Below are 25383 nucleotides of genomic sequence, written 5' to 3' on the forward strand. Positions count from 1 at the left end.
CCGGACAGCCGGACAGCCGGACAGCCGGACAGCCGGACAGCCGGACAGCCGGACAGCCGGACAGCCGGACAGCCGGACAGCCGGACAGCCGGACAGGCTCACGGCGGCGCCCGTCTTCGGGCTCTCCCCCGAGTGGTTGCTGCACGACGGCATGCCCGTCGTGGACGCCATGGTTCTCTCGCACCCCGAGCAGCTGGACCGGTTGCGTGTCGCCTGTCCCGAGGCCGTTCCCGCCGCGGCGCTCGCGGGAGATCCCTGCTTCGACCGGATGCTGGCGGCCCGCCCGTACAGGGAGCGCTTCCGACGGGCGCTCGGCATGCGCCGGGGTCAGCGTCTGATTCTGCTGAACTCGACCTGGAACCCCGAGTCGCTCTTCGGCGACGGCGGCGCGGACGACGTCCTTCCGTCGCTGCTGCCCCGGCTCACCGCGGAACTGCCCGCCGATGAGTACCGGGTCGCCGCCGTGCTGCACCCCAACATCTGGCACGGCCACGGCCCCGGGCAGATCCGGGCCTGGCTCGACCGGGCGCTGCGCGGCGGGCTCACGCTCGTCGACCCCCTGCACGACTGGCGGCAGGCGCTGCTCGCGGCGGACGCGGTCATCGGCGACCACGGCTCGGTCAGCTACTACGCGGCTGCTCTGGGAACCCCCGTACTGCTCGGCGCGACCCCGCTGGACGGGCTCGACCCGAGCTCGCCGGTGGCCGAATTCGTACGGCACGCACCGCGGTTCGATCCGCATGCGCCGCTCGCCGCTCAACTGGACGACCTGGTAGCGAAGCACCGTCCGCTCCCGGGGCCGGCCCGTCTCACGACCTCCGCACCCGGCGGATCGGCGGTGCTGCTGCGCAGCCTCTTCTACCGGCTGATCGGCATCCCCGAGCCGCAGACGCCCGCACTCCTCGAACGCCTTCGGCTGCCCCCGTACCAACACCCGTCCCTCACCGCACCGTTGCGAGTCCTCACCCGGGTGAGGACCGACCCGGACGAGGTCTCCGTCACCCGGTACGCCGACCCGCGGTACGAGCCGGACGGTGACGGGTACGCCCACATTGCCGTCCACGAGGACACCCGCGACCCCGGTCAACTCGCCCTGGCCGACGTCCTGTTGCAGGACGGAGCAGCGGACGACCTCCGGTACGGAACACCCGCGCGGTGGACGGCGGAGGTGCTGGACCGCCACCCGCACGCGTCGCTCGCCGCGTACATCACGGGCCCTGGCGAATGCACGGCGCGCCTGCGCGGCGGGACGCCGATGCGCCTCGTCGGCGATCCGGAGGGGGCCGACCCGGCCGCCTCGGCCTCGGCCCTGCACGCCTGGCTGGCGGCGGGCCGGACCGTCGAGCAGGCAGCCCGACACGGGCTGGTCGTCCGTTCGGGAGACACCGTGCACCGGGTGACGGTCACCGGCTGACCGGTTTGCTGGTGGGATCAGGCGACCAGTTCGCTGATTTCGAAGAGGTGTCCGTCGGGGTCGCGGAAGAATGCCCGGATCTCGTAGCCGCGGTCCACGGGCGGAGTGAGGAAATGCGCCCCACGCGTCCGGAGGGTTTCATACGCGCCGCGGCAGTCGCGTACCCGAAAGATCAGCTCGGCGCTGACCCGGTCGGCGTCCTCGGGCGGCGCCATCGTCACGGTGGGCTTGTCCTCGGTCGGGCCACCAGCCGCGACCAGGAGCAGCCAGCCGCCCAGCAGGCTCAGCACGCACGCGGACTCGTACTCGCTGTGGACGTGCGCCCCCAGCACCTCCTCGTACCACTGCCGCGAAGCCGCGACGTCGGAAACGACGAGCAACCGAGTCATTTCCATGTCCTCAGCCGGGAACACGCTCACAGCGACGACACCTCCTCGGGACGGATCCCCGCCGCTCGGGGGTGGCCCTTCTCTCCCATCGTCGGGTTTTGTGCCCGTCGCGCCACCGGAGCCGCATGCGCCTGCCGAGTCGCCGGGGGTGCGAAGGAGAGCCAGTATGGGCAGGCGACCCGTGATCCACCGTCGTCCGTTCGATCCGTGGAGGTCCGATTCCGTCATGGCCGCAGACACAGCGCACGAGCCAGGACGTGGGCCCGTCAGAGTCCTCGTCTTCGGGGCCTCGCTGCGCGCCGATTCCCTCAACGGCCGCCTTGCCTCACTCGTCGCCCGGCTGGTGGAACGCGCGGACACGACAGTCGACCTCGCCCATATGCGGGAGTTCGCCATGCCGGTCTACGACGGGGACGTCGAGACGACCGAGGGACTGCCGCCGGGCGCACTGGCCCTGCACGGGCGCCTGGCGGCGTGCGACGCGTTCGTGATCTCCGCTCCCGAGTACAACGCGTCGGTGCCCGGGGTACTGAAGAACGCCGTCGACTGGGTCTCGCGTGTCCGGCCCCAGCCCTTCAAGGACAAGCACGCGCTGCTCGTCTCGGCCTCGCCCTCCATGGTCGGAGGGAACCGGGGACTGTGGGCGCTCCGGGTCCCGCTGGAACACCTCGGCACCCGCGTCTATCCCGACATGTTCAGTCTCGCCAAGGCACACGAGGGCTTCACCGAGAGTGGCGACTTGGCCGACTCCGGCCTCCAGGAGCGCCTGGCGGACGCGGTGGACTCCTTCCTGCGGCTGGTGGAGGCCGACACCCGTTACGTATGCCTGCGACGTCGCTGGTACGAGTTCCTGGGCGACGGCACGGACGCCCCGGTCACCCAGCGCACCCAGGACTGAGGTGGCGAGCGGACGCCGGAGCCGGTGGCGCTGCCGCGGGCGGGCGTCCCTACTTCAGCCGTTCGGGACGTCCCAAGTCGCAGGTCAGGGGCTTGGGACGGTGGTGGGACGGTGCGGGGGAGGGTCTGGTTGATGTTCGGAGGGCACTCCGCTGCATACGGTTGTACGGAGCGCTGGCCGACCACCAGCGGTCCACCCCCTCGTGCCTGGCCGCCGGCTGAGCAGCGGCGTGCGTACGGCCGAGCGGGAACACCTCACGCGACATCAAAGGGGAGTTGTCATGTCACGTCTGCGTTTCGCAGGAACCGCATCCGCCGCGCTGGCCGTGGTGGCCGGAGCGATGCTCTTTGCCGCGCCGTCGGCTAGTGCGGCGACCAACTGCCACACCTGGACCGCCAACAACGGAAACGGCATCGGCTGGTGCGACAGCGGCAACGGCCGCTGGAAGGTCCACGGCAGCTGTGCCAACGTCGGTGGCGTTCACACGGGCATGGAGGGCTCGGAGGGCGGCCGTTCCATGGGTCAGGAGTGGGCCTCGGTCCTGAACTGCTCGGCGGGCGGCGGCGGGGCCCTCGACATGTGGATCGAGACCTACGGCTGACACGTCTGGATCATCTGATGTGCAGGCCTTCGGGCCTCAGGGGGGCGCAGTCAATTGGCTGCGCCCCCTCAGTTCCCCGGACGGCGTGACATCCGTCCGCACACGGGCCCGACCCCCGCCGACTACTGCATCTCCCCCACGCACCGCTCCCGCAGCGCCCTCAGATGGATCAGGTGGTACTCCGCCTGCTCGTTCCGCAGGGCCTCCGTCGCCTCGTCGATCAGCGGCAGTGCATCCGAGGGGCGTCCGCTCGCGTCGTAGGTCTCGGCGAGGTCGGTGAGCGTGCGGGCCGTGTTGTAGGCCTCGCCCGTGCTCCGGAAGAAGGCGAGAGCGCTCTCCAGCCGGGTCTCGGCCTCCTCCCACTGCCCCAGGCCCCGCAGCGCGCGGCCCCGGTGGCGTTCCAACAGGGCGCGGGCGCGCGGCAGATCGCGGCTGCCTTCGCCGTCGGCGGTGATGCCGTCGAGGATGCGGTCCGCCGTCTCGAAGCAGTCGTACGCCTCCTGGAAGCGCCACTCGCGCAGGCGCAGCAGCCCGAGGGATTCGACGGCGGTGGCGTGGCCCCGGGTGTGTCCGGCGGCCCGTTCGGCGCGGGCGGCCGAGGTGAAAGCGCTCTCGGCCTCGGTGTACTGGCGGAGTTCGGTGAGGTTGAGGCCCAGCAGGGTGTGCATGCGGGCGGCCTCCCGGCTGTCGGGGTCACGGGCCTCGGTGGCTCGCACGCCGGCCCGCAGCGCGGGGAGCAGTTCGTCGTGGCAGCCCATCTTGAGCTGTACCGGCCACAGCGCCTGGTTCAGCCGGAAGACGGCGTCCGGATCGCCCAACTCCTCTGCGGCTTCGATGGATTGGAGCAGATTGCCGAGTTCGTCGTGCAGGGCCGTCAGCGCCTCGCCCGGGTCGGCGCAACGGTCCCGCTCCGGCGTCGGCTCCCTCGGTTCGCCCAGGCGCCAGCCCTGGCGGAGCGCGGCCGCGCTCGCGGGCTCCGCGAAGGTGACACACCACCGGATCGCGAGGCGCACGGCCTCCTCGGTGGCGGCCAGCCCGTCCTCGCGCAGGGCCTCCGTCGCGGCGTACTCGCGGATCAGGGGTCTGATGCAGTACCTGCCGCTGGTGGCGCTCTCCACGAGGCTGCTGTGGGCCAGCTCCGCCAGGAGGCGTTCGGCTTCCGGTTCGTCGAGGCCGAGCGCGGCCGCGGCCATCGGCACGCCGATGGCGGGCCAGTCGCGCTGGGCGAGCAGCCGCAGGGCACGCGCCGTGTCCGCGTCGAGGGCGCGGACGGAGTCGGCGACCGCCGTGCGGGCCGCGTCGCCGCCCGGGTGCGTCTCCTGCCGCCAGTGCCGCGCGGTCAGGCGGGCCGCGGCGGCGCGCAGCGCGAAGGGGGAACCGGCGCAGCGGGCGAGCACGGCGGGCAGCGCGGCCCGGTCCAGCGTCATGTTGCCCGCCTTGGCGACCTCGGCGAGCAGCCGCCGCGCGTCCTTGTCGGCGAGCGGCCCGACCGGGATGCCCACCGCGTCCAGGCCGGGCAGCGGATGCCGGGCCACCACGATGACGAACACGCCGGGCGCGGAGGTGAGTACGGGAAGGATCTGTGCGGCGGACCGGGCGTGGTCGAGGACGATGAGCAGCCGCCGGTCCGCCGTGCACGCGCGCAGCAGCGCCTGGCGGTCGTCGTGGCCGGGCGGGATCTCGGCGGCCGGGACGCCGAACTGCCCGAGCAGCAGGCGCAGTACGGTCGACGGGTCGGGGCCCGAGGGGAGGCCGGTGCCGCGGAGGTCGAGGTACAGCTGACCGTCGGGGAAGCGGCGCAGTTGGGTGCAGCCCCAGTGGAGGGCGAGGGCGCTGGTGCCGATGCCCTGCGGGCCGTGCAGCACGGCCACCCGGGGCCGGCCGTCCGCCTTGCGGAAGGCCTCGCGGCTCAGGGTCCTGCGCTCGCTGTCGCGGTCGGTGAAGAAGCGGGTGGAGGCGTGCAGGGCGGGCACCCGGCTGGGGTGGCCGGGGCGTGGGGCGGTGCGCGCGAAGGCGGTCCAGGCGCGGGCGAGGGCGGGGTCACGGCGTACGGCGTCGTGCACCTGCTGGGCGACGCCCTCCAGTTCGTCGCGTCCGCGCGGGGCGCGGACCTCGCCGCCGACGATGCGCCGGACCAGGCCGCCGGCCGTCTCCCAGGCCCATTTGCCCGCTTCGTTGGCGAGTCCCGAGCCGACCGCTCCGAGTACGGCGACGATGGCCGCCTCCGACGTGGGATCCAGCATGTCCCGCCCCCCGATTCGCCTACCGTCCCGCCTGCCGCGGCAACGCTAGCAACATCCTTTGCGGCAGGCCGTGTTGGCCGGGGTTTGGCCGAAACGGTTCGGTCCGGACGCCGCCGGAGAGGCGCTGGAGGGTGTCCGGCGGGTCCCGCTAGCCGGTCGGCACCACGCTGAGGTGGGCGCGGCCGCGCCGGGCCGGGGCTGGTTCGGTCTCGCGCAGCACCAGGGTCAGCCGGCGCAGCCCGGCCGACGCCAGCGTGCGCGGGGATTCGCAGACCAGTCGGCAGCCGCTGCGGCCGCGCTCCGGGTGGCGCACGTGCCGCAGCGCTCCGTCGTGGTGCACGGCGGCGTCGCCCACCATCCTGACCCAGTGCGGCAGGCCGAGGCGGAAGGCCGCGTCCATGATCGGGTCGTCGGCGATCTCGCGGCGGATGTCGCGCAGCCCGGGAGCGCTCTCGTCCTCGGCGTACGCCTCGGCGAACTGGGCCAGCATCGGCAGGCACCAGGCGGTCTCGTGCTCGGCGAGCACGTCGGCCGCGTCCGGGTGGAACAGGACGAAGCGCAGGAAGTTGTGGCCCGGCATGGCGGTGGGGTGCGGGCCGACGCCGCCGAAGAGCGCGTCGTACGCCGGATTGGCGTGGGCCACGCCCCAGCCCCGGTCGAGGACGACGGACGGGAAGGGCAGCGCGTCCGTCATCGCGAAGTAGTCGTGGACGTAGGCCGCGAGCTCGGGGTCGCCCGGCAGCTCCGGAGTGCCGGCTCTCACGGTCGTCGTGTCGTCGGCGGCCCGCTCCCCCGCGGCCGTCTGCTGTTCGGCGGACTCCTGGACCAGGGCGAACGGGCGCCCCACCACCAGGGCGTGCACTGCCGGAACCTTCGTCACCGAATCCTTCGCCACCGATTCTTCCGCCATCGAGTACGCGACTCCTCTTGCTGGCCCGCGAGTGCGGCGGCCGGCCTTCGGGCCCGCCTCGGGCTCGGAGGGCGATCTTCACCCCGCGTTGCGATCCTGATACCGCCGCTACGATGATGTCAAGCATTGTGGCATTCCGGCCCCCCTAAGCTTCAATTGCGCCACAGATGTGGCAAGTTCTGGTTGTTGTTGCCGGGACCCGCTAGCCTCCGGAGCATCCACTGTTGTGCCCACCGACCTCGCATGATCTAGGAGAACTACTGGTGACGGACGGCTTCTTGGTTCCGGGACCGGCGGCCACGGGCCCCCTCGCGGCCGTCGTCGCCCGGGTGGCCGAGCTCGCCGGAAAGCTCGGAATGAGTCCCGCGGAGGTCTTCGACATCCACCGGCTCTCCGAGGCCTCGGGCGTTCCGGCCGAGGTGGTGGGCGCGCTGCTCGAAGGCCGGCCGGCCGGTGAACCCGATCTGCAGGCCCGCTTCTTGCAGCGCTTCGGTCTGCTGCGCAGCACACGGCGCAAGCCCAACGGCCGCCCGCACACCCAGCAGGAGATCGCCGACGGCGCGGGCATGTCGCGCCAGCAGGCGGGCGCGCTGATCAACGGCGACCGGCGCCCGACGATGGAGCACTGCGACGCGATCCAGCGGTTCTTCGGCGTCCACGCCGGATTCCTGACCGCGGATGACACCGACGCGCTGGGCGGCGCGCTGCTGCGCACCGAGCAGGAGCTGCTCCAGCAACTCGCGGGCCGCGAGCGCGAGGTGACGCTCACCGGCGCGCCGGGCGGCGACGCGCTGGAGCGGCTGCTCCAGGACCACGGGGTGCGCGGCATCGCCTGGCGGGCCGCCCAACTCCCCACCGACAAGCACCGCGACAAGGTCACCGAGTGGCTCGACATGCTCCTGGAGAGCGTCAAGCGGTCGGAGTCCTGACATGGCCCTGCCCTCGGCGCGGCGGCGCTCCGCCGCACCCTCACGCAGGTCCGGCCGTCGCCGCCCGGTCGTTTTCGGCCTGGGAATGATGCCGAGTTCAACGAACTCCGGCTCAATGTTGACTGGATCTATCCGGCACGGCTCGGCAGAGTGCTGGACAGTGACGGGCTGCTCGACGAAGTGCTGCTCCATGAACGGCTGGCGGGGAGAACGGTGGGCATAGGCAAGGAGATGCGCCGGCTGTGCGGCGAGCTGGTCGCGGGAATCACGGTCCCCGCCCCGGCGGAGCCGCCCGCTCTGTACGCCGCCCTGTGCGAGGGCATGAGCAAACGCCGGGGCCGCCCCGTCGAGTTCCGCATGGCGGCGTTCCCGCCCGGCACCGCCAGCGGGCTGTGGCTGGACATGGCCGACCGCGACCTCGTCGTCTTGGAGGAACGCACCGCTCCCGACCATCAACTGGTCATCCTCGGGCATGAGTTGTGGCACATGAACGCGGGCCACAGCAGCCATCACGTCGAGGGCGCCGCGGTCGCCGCCCGGCTCCTCGCGGAGGGAGCCGACCTGCACGCGGCGGTGCGCAAAGTGGCGGCGCGCACCCGCTCCCACCTCTCCGAGGAGATGGACGCGGAGAGCTTCGGCCTGCTGCTCGGCAGCAAGTGCCGTCCCTGGCTCACGGGTTCGGGCATGCGCGGTCCGGTACGCCGCGACATCCTCGCCGGCCGCATCGAGGCCTCGCTGGGGTACCGCGGGCCGCAGGGCTGAGGCGTGCAGGGGTCGAGCTACTACATACCGGCCGCGGCGATGGGGGTCGCCCTCGCCTTCAAGGCTCCCTCGCTGGTGCGGGCCTGGACCGATCCGCTGCTGCGGGCGGTCTGCGCGCTGCTCGCGCTGGCCGGTCTGGTGTTCTTCTTCGCCGCGCCTCCGACGATCGCCGAGGTCAATCGGCTCACCGGCGTCGCCAACTTCTCGGCCCCGCTGGTCTATTCGCTGCTCAGCGCGTTCAGCGCGTCCTGTCTCGTCCTGATCGTCAACTGGCGGGGCGGTCCGGCGGAGGAGATCCGCCGCACCTCCCGCCGGTGGTGCGTCGGCTTCAGCGTGCTCATCGTGGCGCTCGTGACGCTGTTCGTCCTCGGGGACGCCCCCGTCGAGCGGTTGCGCGACCTGGATACGTACTACGCCACCACGCCGTACATCCGCGAGATGATCGTGCTGTACCTCATGGGCATCACCATGTCCGGCGTCACGATGAACTACCTGTGTCTGCGCTGGGCGCTCCAGGTGCACGGCTGGCTCCGGGTCGGACTGCTGATCATCGTGGTCGGCTATTCGTTCAACACCCTGTACGCCATCACCAAGTTCGCCGCCGTCTTCGCCCGGTGGGGCGGTACCGACTGGGACGGGCTGAGCACCAACACCGCGCCGATCCTGGCCTCCTGCGGCGCCCAGGTCAGCGCGGTGGGGTTCTGTCTGCCCCTGGTCTGCCAACGGCTCGCGGACAGCTGGCACACCTGGGCCACCTACCGCCAACTGGGCCCGTTGTGGCGCGAGTTGAACAAGGTGAGCCCCCGCAACGCCCGCTCGGTGCGCATCCCTTGGTGGTCGTCGGCCGAACTGTCCCTGACCCGGCGCGAGTCCGACATACACGACGGTCTGCTCGCCCTGCACCCCTACTTCGACCCGGAAGTCCACTCGCGCACCCGCGCCGCGGCCGTCGCGGCCGGGGCCGATCCCGAGCAGGCTCAGGCCGTGGCCGACGCGGCGATGGTGACGACAGCGGTCCGGGCCCGCACCGCCGACCCGGAGGGCACGGTCCTCGACGCGGCCCAGGACGCCGAGCCCGCCGCCACCGAGGGCACTCGTGATCTGGTACGGATCTCCCTCGTCCTGCGTCAGCCACCCCACACCGCGGCGGCCCCCGGGCACGCGGCCAGGCCAGAGAGCGAAGTTCATGAGCGAATGCGTTAGCCCCCGCAGAGGTCCCACCCGTCGTGCCGTGGTGATCGGCGGTGGGCTGGCCGGGATGCTGGCCGCCGCCGCGCTGAGCGGGTACGCAGACGAGATCACCGTCGTCGAACGTGACGGGCTGCCGGACGGGCCGGTGCCCCGCAAGGGGCTTCCGCAGGCCCACCACGCCCATTTGCTGTGGTCCGGCGGGGCCCGCGCCATGGAGGAGCTGCTGCCCGGGGTCAACAAGCGGTGGCTGGCGGCGGGGGCGCGGCGCATCGCGCTGCCGACCGGTCTGGTCTCCATGCAGTCGCAGGGCTGGCTGCGCCGCTGGCCCGAGATGCAGTTCATGATCGCCTGCAGCCGCGATCTGCTCGACTGGGTGGTACGCGAGCAGGTCACCGCCGACGCCCGGGTGAAGGTGCTGCACCACACCGAGCTGCTCTCCTTGGAGGGTGGCGCGGCGCGGGTCACGGGCGTACGCGTGCGGACGGCCGACGGCGAGGAACGGGGCCTCGAAGCCGACCTGGTGGTGGACGCGTCGGGGCGCGGTTCGCGGGCCCCCCTCTGGCTGCGCGGACTGGGTGTCAACCAGCCGCGCGAGGAGAAGGTCGACTCGGGCCTCGCCTACGCCAGCCGGATGTTCAGCGCTCCGGCGGGCGCCTCGGACTTTCCGCTCGTCAATGTGCAGTCGGACGCCCGCGAGCCGATTCCGGGCCGCACCACCACGATCGTGCCCATCGAGGGCGGCCGCTGGCTGGTGACGCTGTCGGGTACCCGCGGCGGCCAGCCGACCGGCGCCGCCGAGGAGTTCGAGGCCTTCGCCCGTTCGGTGCGGCATCCCGTGGTCGGGGAGCTGATCGCGGATGCCGAACCCCTCAGCGATGTGGTGGTCTCGCGCAGCACCGTCAATCGGCGGTACTTCTTCGAGAAGGTCAAGAACTGGCCCGACGGCTTCGTCGTGCTCGGCGACGCCGTGGCCACCTACAACCCGGTCTACGGGCACGGCATGTCGGTGGCCGCGCAGGGCGCTCTGGCGCTGCGCGGAAACCTGGCGGCCCACGGCCTCGGCACTCCCGGGCTCGCGCGCCGGGTCCAGCGCGCCGTCGCCCGCCCCGTCTCCCTCGCCTGGGACCTCGCCGTCGGGCAGGACATCCTCTACCCCGGCGCGATCGGCAAGCAGCCGGGCCCCACCGCACGACTGCTGCGGCGGTACGTGGACCGACTGCTGCTCACCGCGACCGGGCACCCCGTGGTCACCAGGTCGCTCTTCGAGGTGATGACGCTGTCGGCCCCCCTAGCGGCGCTCGCCAGGCCTCGTGTCGTCCTGGCGGTCCTGCGCGGCCCCGTACTGCCGAAACTGACGGTCCCTCCGCTGACGGACCGTGAACTGGCCTTGGTGCGGAGCCCGCAGAAGACGCCGTAGCGGGGGCCGCGGACCCTCGCCGGGTCCCGGGATTTGGGGCCTCGTTCGATCTTCCATAAGATCCGGCGATGATCACCAGAAAACGGCTGGCGGCCGGAGTGTGCGCGCTGGTCGCCACCTTCGCCACCGGCATCCTCCCGGCCGTGGACACGGCCCCGGCCTCCGCGGCCGGCCGCCCCGACGGGCAGTCCGCCGAGAAGGCGGCGCCCAAGGTCGACCTCGTCCTCGATGTCTCGGGTTCCATGCGGACCACCGACATCGACGGCAAGTCCCGGATGGCCGCCGCCAAGCAGGCGTTCAACGAGGTTCTCGACGCGGTCCCGCCGGAGGTCCAGCTCGGCATACGCACCCTGGGGGCCAACTACCCCGGCGAGGACCGCAAGGTGGGCTGCAAGGACACCCGCGCGCTCTACCCGGTCGGGCCGCTGGACCGTACCGAGGCGAAGACCGCCGTCGCCACCCTCGTGCCCACCGGCTGGACCCCCATCGGCCCGGCGCTGCAGGGCGCCGCCGAGGACCTCAAGGGCGGTGACACCACCCGCCGCATCGTGCTCATCACCGACGGCGAGGACACCTGCCAGCCCCTCGACCCCTGCGAGGTGGCCCGCGACATCGCCGCCCAGGGCATCCACCTCACCATCGACACCCTCGGCCTGATCCCGGACGACAAGACCCGCCAGCAGCTCACCTGCATCGCGGAGGCCACCGGCGGCACCTACACCTCGGTGCAGCACAGCGACCAACTCACCGGCAAGGTCAAGCAGTTGGTGGACCGGGCGGCCGACCCGGTCGCCGTGCCCGTCGCCACCACCGGCACCGCGAGCTGCGAGAACGCCCCGCAGCTCAAGCCCGGCCTGTACGCGGACCGCGAGAAGTTCGCCGAGCACCGCGCCTACAAGGTGGACGTGCTGCCCGGCCAGGAGCTGCGCGCCTCCGTCAGCGTCGGCGCCGACCGGCAGGTCAACCCGGACTACGGCGTGCTGCTGCGGGCGGTGACCGCGAGCGGCCGGGAGATCGTGCGGGGTTCGGAGGCGGGTGACGGCCGCACCGACCTCATCTCCACGGGGCTGCGCTACCCCAAGGCCCCAGCCGGCGACTCGGCGGGCAAGTCGACACCCGAGTCCGTGTGCCTCCAGGTCTCCAACTCCTTCTCGGCGGCGCCCTCCGTCAAGACCGACCCGGGTCTGCCGGTCGAGCTCGCCATCGACGTGGTGGACGGACCGGACCGCGCCTCGGACGTCGCCTCCTTCGGCCTCGGCCGGGGCTGGTGGCTGCTCGGCGCCCTCGCGCTGACGGGCCTGGTCGCCGGTCTGGTGTGGGGCTGGATCTCGCGCTGGCGCATCGCGGTCTGGCGGACCCGCTGATGCCGAAGAACACATCTCACTCCGGGGGCCAACTGATGCGTACCGTACGGATGTTGACGGCGGTGGCGCTGCTGGGCGCGGCGCTCGTCGGCGGCGCGACGCCCGCGCTCGCCGACTCTCCGTCGCCGAGCCCCTCCGCGTCCAAGAGCGGCGCGGCGCCCACCGAGGCCGGTACCGCGTTCCGTACCGCGGTCGCCGTCCAGCAGGGCCAGCGGGCGACCGCATCCGCGTCGACCGGTGACTACCTGTACTGGGTGTTCCCGGCCGACGCCGGGCAGCGCCCGACGGTCACGGCCAAGGTCACGCTCCCCGAGGCGGCCACCCGGCACGGCGACGCCACCTGGCGCGTCGACGTGTACGACGGGCTGCGCCGCCGCCAGCCCTGCATGTACGGGACGCAGTCCCGGTCCGCGGCCCAGGACGCGGCCACCGTCGAGCTCTCCTGCACGCTGCGGCCGACCGTGGCCTATGCCGACACCTGGTCGAACGACCCGCTGCCGGGCAGCTACTACATCCGGCTGACGGCCGTCTCGCTGCCCGACGCCGACCGGGGCCTGCCGTTCAAGGCGGAGGTCGAGCCGACGGTCCTGGACACCGGCGGCGCCCATGCCGTGGACGGAAAGCTGGCCACGCCGCTCGGCGCGAAGTCCGCGGTCCGGCCGGACGGCGGCTGGGCCTCGGGCTGGTGGACCGACCGCTGGGTGTGGACGGGCGCGGGCGGCCTCCTTGCCGCACTCGCGGGCGTGGGCGGCTACGCCCTGACCCGCGGCCGCGGCCGCCCCTCGCACGTGCCGCGCGGGGTGTGAGCGCGCCCTCGCCCCGCTTCCCTGCCCACCGCCCCACCCCAGGGGCGGTGGGCAGCCGCATATTCCGGCGCGGCCCTGCACCCCCGCACCACCCCGTCCGTACGAGACTCGGAGGTACGCGACCGAGCGCCACCACCCGCAAGGAGTCCATCGTGTCCTCAGTTTCGAGCACGCCCACCGTCGCCGTACTCGGCACCGGCCTCATGGGGTCCGGCATGGCCCGCAGTCTGCTGCGGGCCGGGCTGCCCGTGCGGGTCTGGAACCGGACCCCGGCCAAGGCGCAGGCGCTGGCCGACGACGGGGCGAGTGTGCACACGGGCGCCGACGAGGCGGTGCGCGGCGCCGACGTGGTGCTCACCGCACTGAACGACGGCCCGTCCGTCGCCGCCGCCCTCAGCGCGGCCTCCACCGGCCTGCGCCCGGGTCAGCTGTGGCTCCAGACCGCCACCGTCGGACCGGACGCCACGCTAGAACTGGCCGCACGGGCAGCTGAGTTGGGGGTGGTCTACTTCGACTCCCCGGTCCTCGGCACCCGGCAGCCGGCCGAGGAGGGCCGGCTGACGGTCTTCGTCTCCGGCCCTCCCGAAGCGCGCGAGCGCCTCGCGCCGGTGCTCGACGCGATCGGGCGGCGGACCGTCTGGGTGAGCCACGACCCGGGCGGGGCGTCGCGTCTCAAGCTCGTCGCCAACACCTGGGTGATCAATCTGGTCGGCGCCGTCGCCGAGTGCCTCGGCCTCGCCGAGGGACTCCACGTGGACCCCCGCCTGTTCCTCGACGCGATCGCCGGCGGCCCGCTGGACACCGCCTACCTGCACACCAAGGCCGCCGCCGTGCTCACCGGCGACCTGACGCCCAGCTTCACCCTCACCACGGCCCTGAAGGACACCCGGCTGATCCTGGAAGCGGCCCAACAGGCGGGCGTACGGCTCGACTTGACGGCGGCCTCGGCCGAGCGGTTCAGCCGGGCCGAGGCGTCCGGCCACGGCGGCGAGGACATGATCGCGAGCTACTTCGCGGGCCGCGCCTAGGGGGTGTCCGGACAGCGAGGGCGGGGTTACGGCGCGCGGAAGGTGTAGAAGCCGCGGCCGAAGGTCGCCGCCACCAGGCGGTGGTTCGTACGGTCGTAGGCGAGGTCGCAGACCGGGACCAGCGGCAGCCCGCCGCCGAGCCGGAGCCAGTGGCCCCGCCCGTCGGCCCCGCCCGACCCGTACCGCGCGCCGACGAACACACCCTGGTCGGTGGCGACGTACAGCACTCCCCCGGCGCCGGGCACCACGTCGTTCACCGGCGCCTGCGGCAGGTTGCCCGACAGGTCGGTCCAGCTCGCGCCCGCGTTGTCGGTGCGCAGCAGATGGGGCTGGGCGGAGCCCGCGCGGTAGCCGGAGAGGGAGACGTACGCCGTGGCCGGGTCGGCGGGGTCGACCGCGACGCGGGTCACCCAGGGCTGTCCGGCGAGGACTTGGGTCCAGTGTCCGCCGAGGTCCCTGGTGAGCCACACCCGGCCGTCGTCGGTGCCGGCCCACACGGTCTTTCCGTCGCGGGCGGCGGCGACGGTCGTGATGGTTCCGTACGGGTAGCCGTCGTGCCCCGGACCGCCGGTGAGGTCGGGGCTGATGGGCTGCCAGGTGGCGCCGTCGTCGGTGGAGCGGTTGAGCCGGTTGCCGCCGTAGTAAAGGGTGTTGGGGTGAACCGGGTCGAACTGAACGGGTGTCAGCCAGTTGCGGCGGTCGGCGGTGGTGGAGTCGGTGTACTCGGTCAGGGTGGTGCCGCCGTCGGTGGAGCGGAAGCAACTCCCGTACTGGTAACAGGCGTACACCTTGTTCGGGTCGCTCGGGTCGATCAGGTTCTGCAGCCCGTCGCCGCCGAGGTACTCGTTGAAGCGGGGGCCGCCCCAGGAGCGGACGGAGCCGTTGTCCTGGGCGCCGCCGGAGATCCGGGTGGTGTCCTGCGGGGTGGCGGCCACGGTGTAGAGCTGCGTCCACGGCTCGTACACGGCCTTCGTCCAGCCGCCGTCGCCGCGCGCGTCGGAGCGGTAGACGCCGCCGTCGTTGCCGAGGTAGAGGCGGCCCGGGTGGCGGGGGTCCCAGATCATGGCGTGCTGGTCGGCGTGGACGGCGTTCTCCTCGGCCGTCCAGGTCGTACCGCCGTCCTTGGTGGTCATCAGGGCGACTCCGGCCACGTGCACATGGCGGGCGTCGGCGGGGTCGACCCAGACCTTGCCGAACCACCAGGAGTAGCTGGACTGGGAGTCGGTGAGCGCCGGGTTGGCGGGCAGCCGGGACCAGGTGTCGCCGCCGTCGGCCGAGGTGAGGAAGCCGCCGAAGGTGCCGTCGGTGGCGCCGACCATCGCGTACAGGCGGCCGGGTTCGGAGCGGGCGATGCCGAGTCCGATCCGGCCGGAGTCGGCGGTGGGGAGGCCGCCGCCGAGCCGGCGCCAGTGGGCGCCGCCGTCGTCGGAGCGGAAGACCCCGGAGCCGGTGCCGCCGTAAGTGCGCTGGTCCGGTACGCGCCGGTGGTCCCACAGGACGGCGTAGACGCGCTCGGGGTTCGCGGGGTCGCGCTGCACGTCGACGGCGCCGGTGTATCCGTTGGGTACGTCGAGCACCCGCCGCCAGGAGGAGCCCGCGTCGTCCGACAGGTAGACGCCCCGGTCGCCGCCCGCGGTGTAGAGCGAGCCGGTGGCCGCGGCGAGGACCCGGCGCGGCCTGCGCGGGTCCACGTCGATGGCGCCCACCGCCCCGGAGTCGCGCAGCCCGGCCGGCTGCCAGTTCCGGCCGTGGTCGGTGGAGCGGTAGATCCCGGTGCCTTCGTAGGTGATGCTGCCGCCGCCGGGGTTCGGTTCACCGGTGCCCGCGTAGAGGGTGCCGTCCGGGGCGGCGGCGATCGCGCCCATGGCCTGGGTCTGCCGGTCGGGCCAGAGGGGTTCGAAGTTCTTTCCGGCGTCGTCCGAGCGCCAGAGGCCGCCGCTGGCGGCGGCCGCGTACACGGTGTCGGGGCGGTCCGGGTCGAGGGCCAGCGAGACGACCCGGCCGCCGATGTTGGTGGGTCCGGCCGGCTGCCAGGTGCCGGGGGTGGCGTGCAGCGCGGCCGCCTGGGCCGCCGCGGTGTCGTAGGCGTGCCGGGGCAGCGGCTGCCCGGGGACCGCCTTCTGTACGTAGCTGTACTCGGCGGGCGCCGCGGGCCCGCCGTCCGCGTCGTCCTCCTGGGTTCCGGCGCCGGCCGCGTGGGCCCCCGGGACCAGTAGTCCGGCAATCGCGAGGGCCAGGGCGGCGGTGACCCGCGCTCCGCCCGATCTCCAAGCACGCATGGCCTGCTCCTTCCGCGTCCGGCGGGGCCGGAGCACGTCGACTGGAAGAGCTTTCCGACGGCTTCCGATGGCCTTCGCCGCTTGTCACGCGACGGGCGCACCGGGGAGAGAGTGTTCATCAACTGCCGCAGTGGCACCAGTGGTTGAGAAGCCGAACTGTCGCGTTCACGCCACGACGGCGACCCCGGCCCCCGCTGCGGGCGGATGGGCCGGATCCGCCGCGCGGTGCTGCCGACCCGTCCGGCGCCGCACCCGCAAAACTCCGGCGAGCGGGGCTCGGCCGGTTCGATAGCATGGCTGCGTCCACCGGTCGGGGCGTCATCAGGCGTGATCCTCTTCTCGGGGGCCTCCCGACCTGGGTTCGCCGTGGCCTCGCCGCGGTGCCGTACGCACGAACAAAGAGGAGCATCCGAGGATGTCTCGACACCTGATCACCAGCGCGCTGCCGTACATCAACGGGATCAAGCACCTGGGCAACATGGTCGGGTCGATGCTTCCGGCGGACGTGTACGCGCGCTACCTCCGCCAGCGCGGACACGAGGTCCTCTACATCTGCGCCACCGACGAGCACGGCACCCCCGCCGAGCTGGCCGCGAAGGAGGCCGGGCTCTCCGTCGCCGAGTTCTGCGCGCAGGCGCACGACACCCAGAAGGCGATCTACGACGGCTTCCAGCTGGCCTTCGACTACTTCGGCCGCAGCTCCTCGCAGCAGAACGTGGAGATCACCCAGCACTTCGCGCGGAAGCTGAAGGAGAACGGCTTCATCGAGGAGCGGGCCATCCGCCAGGTCTTCTCGATCGCCGACGACCGCTTCCTGCCGGACCGCTACATCGTCGGCACCTGCCCGCACTGCGGCTACGACAAGGCGCGCGGCGACCAGTGCGAGAACTGCACCCGTGTCCTGGACCCGACCGACCTCCTCGACGCCCGCTCCGCGATCAGCGGCAGCAGCGACCTGGAGGTCCGCGAGACCCGGCACCTGTTCCTGCTCCAGTCGAAGCTCCAGAGCGAGGTCGAGGAGTGGATCGACCGGGTCGGCGGGGAGTGGCCGCAGCTCGCGTCGTCCATCGCCCGCAAGTGGCTGACCGAGGGGCTGCACGACCGCGCGATCACGCGTGACCTGGAGTGGGGCGTGCCGGTCCCGGCCGACACGTGGCCGGAGCTGGCCGCCGAGGGCAAGGTCTTCTACGTCTGGTTCGACGCTCCGATCGAGTACATCGGCGCGACGAAGGAGTGGTCCGACCTGGACCCGGCGAACCGCGACTGGAAGTCGTGGTGGTACCAGGCCGACGCGACCGTCCGCTACACCGAGTTCATGGGCAAGGACAACGTCCCGTTCCACACCGTGATGTTCCCGGCGACCGAGCTGGGGGTGCGCGAGCCGTGGAAGAAGGTCGACTACGTCAAGGCCTTCAACTGGCTCAACTACTACGGCGGCAAGTTCTCCACCTCGCAGCGCCGCGGCGTCTTCACGCACGACGCCCTGGAGATCCTGCCCGCCGACTACTGGCGCTACTTCATGATGGCGAACGCCCCGGAGTCCGACGACACGTCGTTCACCTGGGAGCACTTCACCGCCACGGTCAACAAGGACCTCGCGGACACGCTCGGCAACTTCGTGAACCGGGTCCTGTCGTTCTCGCGCAAGCGGTTCGGCGACGACGTCCCGGCGGGCGCCGCGGCCGGGCCCGCTGAGGCGAAGCTGGGCGAGGAGATCGCCGGTCTGCTCGCCGAGTACGAGGGCCACATGGAGGCGCTCCAGTTCCGCAAGGCGGCCGCTTCGCTGCGTGCGCTGTGGTCCGCGGGCAACTCCTACCTGGAGGAGAAGGCCCCCTGGCTGGAGATCAAGACCGACCCGGAGGCCGCGGCGCTGACGCTGCGCACGGCGATGAACCTGATCCACCTCTACTCGGTGGTCTCCGAGCCGTTCATCCCGGCCTCGGCGCAGGCCATGCGCTCCGCCTTCGCGCTGACCGATGACACCGCGACGTGGGTGACCCCGGAGCAGGCCAGGGCCCTGGACGCGGTTCCGGCCGGTACGGCCTTCACGGTCCCGCCGGTCCTCTTCGCGAAGATCACGGAGGAGGACCTGGAGTCCTACCGTGAGCGCTTCGGCGGCGCCGACGAGGCCTGAGCCGCAGACGAACCGAGGGCCCTGCCGGACATCCGGCAGGGCCCTCGCTCTTTCAGGCGGTGATGATCAGGCCGTGATCAGCGCCGGGTCGCTCACACCCGTCGCGCCCGTCTCGACGTGTCCGGCGAACCGGCGCAGGAAGGCGGCGTCGGCGACGGAGGTCACCGACACGTCGTACCAGCTCTTGCTGCCGCGCAGGTCCAAGGTGTGCTTGACGGTCGCGCCGGCGGCCACGGTGAAGGTCTGCGTCCCGCCTCCGTAGACGCTCGCGTTCGCGACCTTCAGGTGGACGGTGGCCCTGCCCGCGTTGGTCATGGTCAGGTCGAGGTTGCCGGTGTGCGCGTTGTGGCGGGCGGTGACCTCGGGGCCCGCGGTCTTTCCGGGGCCCTTGAACGTCCTCAGGAAGCCGTTGGGGCCGAACACGCTGAGGTCGGTGACCCCGCCCGAATAGGCCGTGTTCCAGGTGTCGGAGATCGTCTTGCCCGCCTCCGTCGTGTACGTCCACGGCCCGTCCGTACGGTTGGCCGAGGTGACGAGGAACTGGGCTCCGGCCGAGGCGCCGCCGCCGAAGGTGAGCGTGAACTTGCCGGCGCTCACGTTCGCCGCACCGTCCACCACGGGCGCGTACCGCAGCGGCCGGGTGCGGCGGGCGCCCCGCTCCTGCTTGGGGAGCGTGCCGGTCGCGGGCGGTGTCGGCACGAAGTCGGGGTGCCGGTTGTGGTCCGGCGGAATGTACGCGGCGGTCGAAGGCAGCGCGGGGGCCGAGGCGTTCGTACGGCCGAAGTCGAAGGCCGAGGTGAGGTCGCCGCAGATCGCGCGCCGCCAGGGCGAGATGTTCGGCTCGTGCACACCGAAGCGGCTCTCCATGAACCGGATGATCGAGGTGTGGTCGAAGGTCTCGGAGCAGGTGTAGCCGCCGGTGCTCCACGGCGACACGACGAGCATCGGCACCCGCTGGCCGAGCCCGTACGGCCCGGCCGCGTAGCCCGCCTTGCCCGGGAAGTAGTCGGGTCCCGTCGCGACCGTGGAGAGGCCCTGGGAGGCGCCCGAGGGCACGAACGGCGGGACCACGTGGTCGAAGAAGCCGTCGTTCTCGTCGTAGGTGATGAACAGCGCCGTCTTGGCCCACACCGCCGGGTTGGAGGTGAGCGCGTCCAGGACCTGCGAGATGTACCAGGCGCCGTAGTTCGCGGGCCAGTTGGGGTGCTCGGTGAAGGCCTCGGGCGAGGCGATCCAGGAGACCTTGGGCAGGGTGCCGGCCTTGACGTCGGCCCTGAGGTGGTCGAAGAACCCGTCGCCGTTCTTGGCGTTGGTGCCGGTACGGGCCTTGTCGTACAGCGGGTCGCCGGGCTTGGCGTTGCGGTAGTTGTTGAAGTACAGCAGGGAGTTGTCGCCGTAGTTGCCCCGGTAGGCGTCGTTGATCCAGCCCCAGCCGCCGGCCGCGTCGAGCCCGTCGCCCACGTCCTGGTAGATCTTCCAGGACACCCCGGCCTTCTCCAGGCGCTCGGGGTATGTGGTCCAGCCGTACCCCTTCTCGTCATTGCCGAGGACCGGCCCGCCGCCCGTGGAGTCGTTGCCCGTGTAGCCGGTCCACATGTAGTAGCGGTTCGGGTCGGTGGAGCCGATGAACGAGCAGTGGTAGGCGTCGCAGATGGTGAACGTGTCGGCGAGCGCGTAGTGGAACGGGATGTCCTCGCGGGTGAGGTAGGCCATCGTCGTGGCCGTCTTCGCCGGGATCCACTGGTCGTACTTGCCGTTGTTGAACGCCTTGTGGCTGCCGGTCCAGTCGTGGTTGAGGTCCTGGATGAACTGGAGGCCCAGGTTGTCCGCCTTGGGGCGGAACGGCAGCACCTCCTTGGCGCCGTCCGTCTGGTGGAACACCGACTTGCCGCTGGGCAGGGTGACGGGCCGCGGGTCACCGAAGCCGCGCACGCCCTTCAGGGAACCGAAGTAGTGGTCGAAGGACCGGTTCTCCTGCATCAGGACGACGATGTGCTCGACGTCCTGGATGGTGCCGGTCTTGCCCGCGGCCGGGATGGCGGCGGCCCGCGCGATGCTCTGCGACAGCGCGGCGAAGGCGGCGGTGCCGCCCGCGAGCTGCATGAACCGGCGCCGGTTGAGTTCAGCCATGAGTGGGGGCCTCTGCAAGCGTGAGGGGACAGGGGGCGAAAGGGATGTAACAAGAACACCCAGGGATGCGAAAGCCCCCATGCCGTCACTGTGACGCTTCGGTGTACGGGAAGCGAATAGAAACCCCATGTGTCGCGCGGGCGCTCTCGGGTCGGCCGGCGGCCGGGTTCCGCCGCTACGCCATCCAGAAGAAGACCGCGGTCATCCGCTTGTCCTCGATGGTGCTGCCGCAGTAACCGGTGGCACTGTGCATGGTGTTGGCGGTGTAGAGCAGCAGCCGGTTGTAGCGGTGCGCGACCCGCACGTCCTCGGTGAAGGAGTCCGGCGGCACGAACCGGGTACCGAGCGCCTCCACGAGATTGTTGTGCGGCGCGGTGACCATGTTGCCGCCCAGGACGCCGCCGGGCAGGCTCTGCCGGAAGAAACTCGTCCCGCAGTCCTTGGGCGCCTGCGGATTGAGGTAGAGCACCGCCGCGTACCGGCACAGCGCCCGCGAATCGGTGTGCGGGCGCGGTTCGCTCTCACCGGCGCCGACGACCTGGATGCAGTTGTGGTTGAGGGTCGCGCCGCCGGGGGCGGTGGCCTGCCACAGCTCCTTGGCGCCGGTGTGCTGCTTGACCAGGCGCTCGACCCGGGCCAGTTCGGCGGGCGCGAGGCCCGGCATGGTGCGCAGGCCCGGCCAGGACTCGGGCTTGTGCGGGTAGCCCTCCACCCAGTCGTCCTTGGCCACGCAGCGTGCCCTGACCTCGTCCACATTGGGCAGTACGTCGTCCAACACCCAGTAGTCCCGGCCGAGTTTGGGCTTGCGATAGGGGAGGACCGGGAGCACCGGACGGTTGGGGGGCATGCGGCCGACCATACTGGCGGGTCGCGTTTCCACTCTCCAATGAAAGGGTCAACCTTTCACCAACGGAGGGGAATTGGTCCTGGCCACGGGGCGAGCGGGGGCGGTCGCGCGGTCAGTGGTGGCCTTCGCCCCGGTTGAGTTCCAGGTACTCCTCGGCCGTCGGCTTGGGGATCTGGCCGCCCGGACCGTACATGGCCTTCGACAGCCGGGCCCGCAGCCGGTCGGAGCGGCGGAACTTCCGCACGACACCGTTGGCGTCGACGGCTGGACCCAGCTCGTACGGCCGGGGCTGCTCGTGCGCCGTGAGCGTGTACAACTCGCCCTGGGTGAGCGGGTTGTGGACCTCCACGTACTCGCCGTGCGGCAGGAGTTTGACGATCCCCGACTCCCGGCCGTGCAGGGCCTTTTCGCGGTCGCGGCGCTGGAGCCCCAGGCAGAACCGCCGGGTGACGACGAAGGCGATGGCGGGGCCGACGAAGACCGAGATCCGTACGAACCAGGTGATCGCGTTGATCGACACCTGGAAGTGGGTGGCCCACAGGTCGTTCCCGCCGCCGATGAGCAGTACCGCGTACAGGGTCAGCCAGGCCACGCCGATCCCGGTGCGGGTCGGCGCGTTCCGCGGCCGTTCGGCGATGTGGTGCTCGCGTCTGTCGCCGGTGACCCACGCCTCGAAGAACGGGTAGACGGCGATCGCCAGCATGATCAGCGGGAAGAGGGTGAAGGGGATGAAGACGCCGAGCTGGAGGGTGTGCCCCCAGGCGTTGATCTCCCAGCCGGGCATGACCCGGATCAGCCCCTCGGAGAAGCCGAGGTACCAGTCGGGCTGGGCGCCGGTGGACACCATGTCGGGGCGGTAGGGGCCGATCGCCCACAGCGGGTTGATGGTGGCGACCGCGCCCATCACCGCGAGCACCCCGAACACCAGGAAGAAGAAGCCGCCGGCCTTGGCGATGTAGATGGGCAGGAAGGGCGCGCCGACCACGTTGTTCTCGGTCTTTCCCGGCCCGGCGAACTGGGTGTGCTTGTGGTAGAAGACCAGGATCAGATGGACCACGACCAGGCCGAGCATGATGCCGGGCAGCAGCAGGACGTGGACCGGGTAGAGCCGCGAGATGATGTCGTGGCCGGGGAACTCGCCGCCGAAGAGGAAGAACGAGAGGTACGTTCCGATCACGGGCACGGACAGGATCGCGCCCTGTGCGAAGCGGATTCCGGTGCCGGAGAGCATGTCGTCGGGGAGCGAGTAGCCGGTGAGTCCGGTGATCAGGGCGAGCATCAGGATCGTCCAGCCGAACAGCCAGTTCACCTCGCGCGGTTTGCGGAACGCGCCGGTGAAGAACACCCGCATCATGTGCACGAGGAGTCCGGCGACGAAGACGATCGCCGCCCAGTGGTGGATCTGCCGGATGAGCAGCCCGCCGCGCACGTCCAGGCTGATGTCCACCGCGGACTCGTACGCCCGCGTCATCCGGATGCCGTTCAGCGGCACGTACGAGCCGTGGTAGACGACTTCGACGCCGCTCGGCTCGAAGAACAGGGTCAGATAGACGCCGGTCAGGATGAGGATGAGGAAGCTGTAGAGGCAGATCTCACCGAACATGAACGACCAGTGGTCCGGGAAGATCTTGCGCATCTGGGCCTTGGCCAGCGTGTGGAGCCCCAGGCGGCCGTCCGCCCAGTCGGCCAGCCGCTCGCCCTTGCCGGGCTCGCCCGGCCGTCCGCTGGTCCGGGTGCGCTCGATGCGTCCGCTCATGCGTCTCCCCCTCAGGCGGATACCAGGGTAGACATGGCACCCCGTGGTGGCCAACAGGGCCTGCTGCAAAGGCATATGAGCAATCGTCAGAAAATGGCGTGCGGGATCCGGGCGGCACGTGTGGTGCGTGCTGCTCCCGCGACGGTCCCCGGCTGCCGCGCCGGCCGACACCGCTGCCATTCCCGCTCTTTCGCGCACGCGTCGGCGACAATGCCGTTCCGCAGTCTTGACGGGCTCGCTCAACAGACGGGACTCGGCACATGACCGAAATCGAAGCGGATCACAGGGCACCGGAGGCGTTCGCGGCGGGGTTCCGGCTGCGCGAGATGGTGGTACGCGAGCTCGAAGCGCGTCGGCCGACGGGATCGGCCCTGGTCGACGAGGCGTGTCGGCATGCGCTGCTGCCGCCGGGGAAGCTGTTCCGGCCCTGTCTGCTGCTCGCGAGCGCCCAGGCGGTCGGCGGCGACCCGATGAGCGTGCTTCCGGCGGCGGTCGCCGCCGAGTGCGGACATGTCGGCAGCCTGATCCACGACGACATCATCGACGCGGACGCGGTGCGCCGCGGCCGCCCCGCCGCCCATCGCAAATACGGCGTCAACGAGGCCATCGTCGCCGGTGACCTGCTGTTCTTCCAGCTCTTCGAGTGCCTGGCGGAGTGCCGCGACCGGGGTGTTCCGGCCGACCGCGTGGTGACGGCGGTGGCCGCGATCGCGCGGGCCGGGATGGATCTGTGCCGGGGCCAGAGCCTGGAGTCGCAGCTCACCGGGGGCCGGGTGTTCGAAGTCGGCCCGTATCTGGAGATGATCCGCCTGAAGACGGCGGCGCTGTTCCGGGCGGCCTGCGAGGTGGGAGGCGTTCTCGGCGGGGGCGGTCCGGGCGAGCTCGCCGCCCTGGTCTCGTACGCGGACCATCTGGGCGTCGCCTTCCAGGTCCACGACGATCTGCTCGCCTACACCAGCGACGCGGACAGCGCGGGCAAGGCGCCGACGAGCGACATCAGGAACGGGCGGCTCGTGCTGCCGGTCATCCTCGCGCATCGCGACGCCTGCGGGCCGACCCGCCGCGAGATCGAGTCGTGCCTCGACGGAGGTGCCGATCCGGCGCAGGCGCTGGCCGCCATGACCGCGATTCTGCGTACGTCCGGGGCGATCGGCGAGGCGCTCGCGCTGGCGGACCGGCATGCGCGCTCGGCGGTCGAGGCGCTGGACACGCTGCCGTCCGGCGAAGGGCGGGAACTGCTCGCCGAGTTCGTGACACGGGCGCTGGAGGCGCTGGCCGCCGCACCGGGCCCGGCCAGGAGCACCGCCGGGACCCAGCCGGGCTGAGCCATCGGACACCCCCTACGGGGGTCACAGCCCTCAGCGGGCCTTCACCCCGCGGGGACCTCGTCGGCGGTCGGGTAGGACTCCTGCGCACCCCTTCTGGTGACAGCGGCCGCGCCGACCCGCACCGCGAACGCGGCCGCCGCGGCGAGTTCCTCGCCGAGGCCCAGGCGCCAGGCCAGCGCCGCGGTGAAGGCGTCGCCGGCGCCGGTGGTGTCGACCGCCTCGACCCGCGGGCTCGGCACCCGTACGCAGTCGTCCCCGCGCCCGTCGGCGACGAGCGCCCCGGACTCGCCCAGGGTGACGACCACGGAGCGCGGGCCGAGCGCGCGCAGCGCCCGCGCCCAGTCCCCTGGGGTGTCCCCCGCCGATGCGCCGAGAATGAACCGGGCCTCGTGCTCATTGACGATCAACGGGTCGCAGACCGCGAGGACTTGGACGGGCAGCGGCGCGGGCGGCGAGGGGTTCAGCACGAGCCGGGCGCGGGGCGCCAGGACGCGCGCGACTTCGGTGACGGTCTCCAGGGGGATCTCCAGTTGCACCGAGACGACCGGGGCGCGTGCGAACAGCCCCCGGGCGGCGCGGATGTCGTCGGGGGTGAGGCGCCCGTTGGCGCCCGGGGAGACGACGATGCTGTTGTCACCGGAGGGGTCCACGGTGATCAGGGCGACTCCGGTGGGCGTCCTGTCCACGAGGACGGCGTCGGTGTCGACCCCGGCTTCGCGCAGCGAGGCGAGCAGCAGGCGTCCGTGGTCGTCGTCGCCGACCTTGGCGAGCAGGGCCGTGCGCGCTCCGAGCCGGGCGGCGGCGACCGCCTGGTTCGCGCCCTTGCCGCCCGGGTGGACGGCGAGGTCGGAGCCGAGCACGGTCTCGCCGGGCGCGGGCCGCCGTTCGACGCCGACGACCAGATCGGCATTGGCCGACCCGACGACAAGGAGGCCGTAGTCGTGCATGAGTGCTTCC

20 protein-coding genes are annotated in these 25383 nt (G+C 71.9%); 12 read left to right on the plus strand and 8 right to left on the minus strand.

Going from position 1 to position 25383, the window contains the following annotated elements:
* Positions 1 to 1414 (plus strand): hypothetical protein (locus ACIQ8J_RS20740; protein WP_403273617.1); only part of this gene is annotated, 1414 nt, incomplete at its 5' end.
* Between the two features lie 17 nt (positions 1415 to 1431).
* Here ACIQ8J_RS20740 and ACIQ8J_RS20745 read toward each other — a convergent pair.
* Positions 1432 to 1833: a VOC family protein gene (locus ACIQ8J_RS20745; RefSeq protein ID WP_403273616.1), complete on the minus strand. Its 402-nt coding sequence runs from the start codon at positions 1831 to 1833 to the stop codon at positions 1432 to 1434.
* Between the two features lie 196 nt (positions 1834 to 2029).
* Here ACIQ8J_RS20745 and ACIQ8J_RS20750 point away from each other — a divergent pair, with 196 nt between their 5' ends.
* Together ACIQ8J_RS20750 and ACIQ8J_RS20755 are read left to right on the plus strand one after the other, a co-directional pair.
* Entirely contained in the window at positions 2030 to 2701 is a 672-nt protein-coding gene (locus ACIQ8J_RS20750) for an NADPH-dependent FMN reductase (RefSeq protein ID WP_403273615.1), read from the plus strand.
* Between the two features lie 280 nt (positions 2702 to 2981).
* Positions 2982 to 3302 (plus strand): hypothetical protein, encoded by a 321-nt coding sequence (locus ACIQ8J_RS20755; RefSeq protein ID WP_403273613.1) that lies wholly within the window; start codon positions 2982 to 2984, stop codon positions 3300 to 3302.
* A gap of 122 nt (positions 3303 to 3424) precedes the next feature.
* Here ACIQ8J_RS20755 and ACIQ8J_RS20760 read toward each other — a convergent pair whose 3' ends face one another.
* Positions 3425 to 5545 carry a tetratricopeptide repeat protein gene (locus tag ACIQ8J_RS20760; protein ID WP_403273612.1) on the minus strand — a complete coding sequence of 707 codons (2121 nt, stop codon included), beginning with the start codon at positions 5543 to 5545 and terminating at the stop codon, positions 3425 to 3427.
* Between the two features lie 148 nt (positions 5546 to 5693).
* Positions 5694 to 6455, minus strand: coding sequence for a hypothetical protein (locus tag ACIQ8J_RS20765; protein ID WP_403273610.1), 762 nt, complete (start codon positions 6453 to 6455; stop codon positions 5694 to 5696).
* Between the two features lie 263 nt (positions 6456 to 6718).
* On the opposite strand from ACIQ8J_RS20765, the gene ACIQ8J_RS20770 reads away from it, so the two are divergent.
* The 7 genes from ACIQ8J_RS20770 (at position 6719) to ACIQ8J_RS20800 (ending at position 13952) form a co-directional block, all read left to right on the plus strand.
* Complete coding sequence (locus ACIQ8J_RS20770; RefSeq protein ID WP_403273608.1) at positions 6719 to 7384, plus strand: helix-turn-helix domain-containing protein; 666 nt, start codon at positions 6719 to 6721, stop codon at positions 7382 to 7384.
* 231 nt (positions 7385 to 7615) lie between these two features.
* Positions 7616 to 8146, plus strand: a complete 531-nt coding sequence (locus tag ACIQ8J_RS20775; RefSeq protein WP_403273823.1) for a toxin-antitoxin system, toxin component — start codon at positions 7616 to 7618, stop codon at positions 8144 to 8146.
* Positions 8147 to 8149: 3 nt separating this feature from the next.
* The gene (locus ACIQ8J_RS20780; RefSeq protein ID WP_403273607.1) at positions 8150 to 9349 is read left to right on the plus strand and encodes an MAB_1171c family putative transporter; all 1200 of its coding nucleotides are present in this window, start codon (positions 8150 to 8152) and stop codon (positions 9347 to 9349) included.
* Complete coding sequence (locus ACIQ8J_RS20785) at positions 9333 to 10754, plus strand: FAD-dependent monooxygenase (protein WP_403273606.1); 1422 nt, start codon at positions 9333 to 9335, stop codon at positions 10752 to 10754. The genes ACIQ8J_RS20780 and ACIQ8J_RS20785 overlap by 17 nt, the downstream gene beginning before the upstream one ends.
* 68 nt (positions 10755 to 10822) lie before the next feature.
* The gene (locus ACIQ8J_RS20790; protein WP_403273604.1) at positions 10823 to 12118 is read left to right on the plus strand and encodes a VWA domain-containing protein; all 1296 of its coding nucleotides are present in this window, start codon (positions 10823 to 10825) and stop codon (positions 12116 to 12118) included.
* Positions 12119 to 12153: 35 nt separating this feature from the next.
* Entirely contained in the window at positions 12154 to 12924 is a 771-nt protein-coding gene (locus tag ACIQ8J_RS20795) for a hypothetical protein (RefSeq protein ID WP_403273601.1), read from the plus strand.
* Between the two features lie 152 nt (positions 12925 to 13076).
* On the plus strand, positions 13077 to 13952 hold the full coding sequence (locus tag ACIQ8J_RS20800) for an NAD(P)-dependent oxidoreductase (RefSeq protein ID WP_403273599.1): 876 nt from the start codon (positions 13077 to 13079) through the stop codon (positions 13950 to 13952).
* A 26-nt stretch (positions 13953 to 13978) separates the two neighbouring features.
* On the opposite strand, the gene ACIQ8J_RS20805 is transcribed toward ACIQ8J_RS20800, so the two are convergent.
* Complete coding sequence (locus ACIQ8J_RS20805; RefSeq protein WP_403273597.1) at positions 13979 to 16231, minus strand: glycosyl hydrolase; 2253 nt, start codon at positions 16229 to 16231, stop codon at positions 13979 to 13981.
* A gap of 355 nt (positions 16232 to 16586) precedes the next feature.
* On the opposite strand from ACIQ8J_RS20805, the gene metG reads away from it, so the two are divergent.
* A complete protein-coding gene (gene metG, locus ACIQ8J_RS20810) occupies positions 16587 to 18365 on the plus strand; it encodes a methionine--tRNA ligase (protein WP_403273820.1) in 1779 nt (592 codons plus the stop codon).
* A 66-nt stretch (positions 18366 to 18431) separates the two neighbouring features.
* Here metG and ACIQ8J_RS20815 read toward each other — a convergent pair whose 3' ends face one another.
* The 3 genes from ACIQ8J_RS20815 to ACIQ8J_RS20825 all read right to left on the minus strand — a co-directional run bounded on the left by ACIQ8J_RS20815 (position 18432) and on the right by ACIQ8J_RS20825 (position 23098).
* The gene (locus ACIQ8J_RS20815; RefSeq protein ID WP_403273596.1) at positions 18432 to 20495 is read right to left on the minus strand and encodes a phosphocholine-specific phospholipase C; all 2064 of its coding nucleotides are present in this window, start codon (positions 20493 to 20495) and stop codon (positions 18432 to 18434) included.
* A gap of 175 nt (positions 20496 to 20670) precedes the next feature.
* Entirely contained in the window at positions 20671 to 21342 is a 672-nt protein-coding gene (locus ACIQ8J_RS20820; RefSeq protein WP_403273595.1) for a DUF6445 family protein, read from the minus strand.
* A gap of 112 nt (positions 21343 to 21454) precedes the next feature.
* Complete coding sequence (locus ACIQ8J_RS20825; RefSeq protein WP_403273593.1) at positions 21455 to 23098, minus strand: cytochrome bc complex cytochrome b subunit; 1644 nt, start codon at positions 23096 to 23098, stop codon at positions 21455 to 21457.
* A 260-nt stretch (positions 23099 to 23358) separates the two neighbouring features.
* On the opposite strand from ACIQ8J_RS20825, the gene ACIQ8J_RS20830 reads away from it, so the two are divergent.
* Positions 23359 to 24423: a polyprenyl synthetase family protein gene (locus tag ACIQ8J_RS20830; RefSeq protein WP_403273591.1), complete on the plus strand. Its 1065-nt coding sequence runs from the start codon at positions 23359 to 23361 to the stop codon at positions 24421 to 24423.
* A 44-nt stretch (positions 24424 to 24467) separates the two neighbouring features.
* Here the strand turns inward: ACIQ8J_RS20830 and ACIQ8J_RS20835 are convergent, their stop codons facing one another.
* Positions 24468 to 25373 carry a ribokinase gene (locus ACIQ8J_RS20835; protein WP_403273589.1) on the minus strand — a complete coding sequence of 302 codons (906 nt, stop codon included), beginning with the start codon at positions 25371 to 25373 and terminating at the stop codon, positions 24468 to 24470.
* Between the last annotated feature and the right edge of the window lie 10 nt (positions 25374 to 25383).

This window comes from Streptomyces sp. NPDC094147, from assembly GCF_044764265.1.
Taxonomy (GTDB): Bacteria; Actinomycetota; Actinomycetes; order Streptomycetales; family Streptomycetaceae; genus Streptomyces.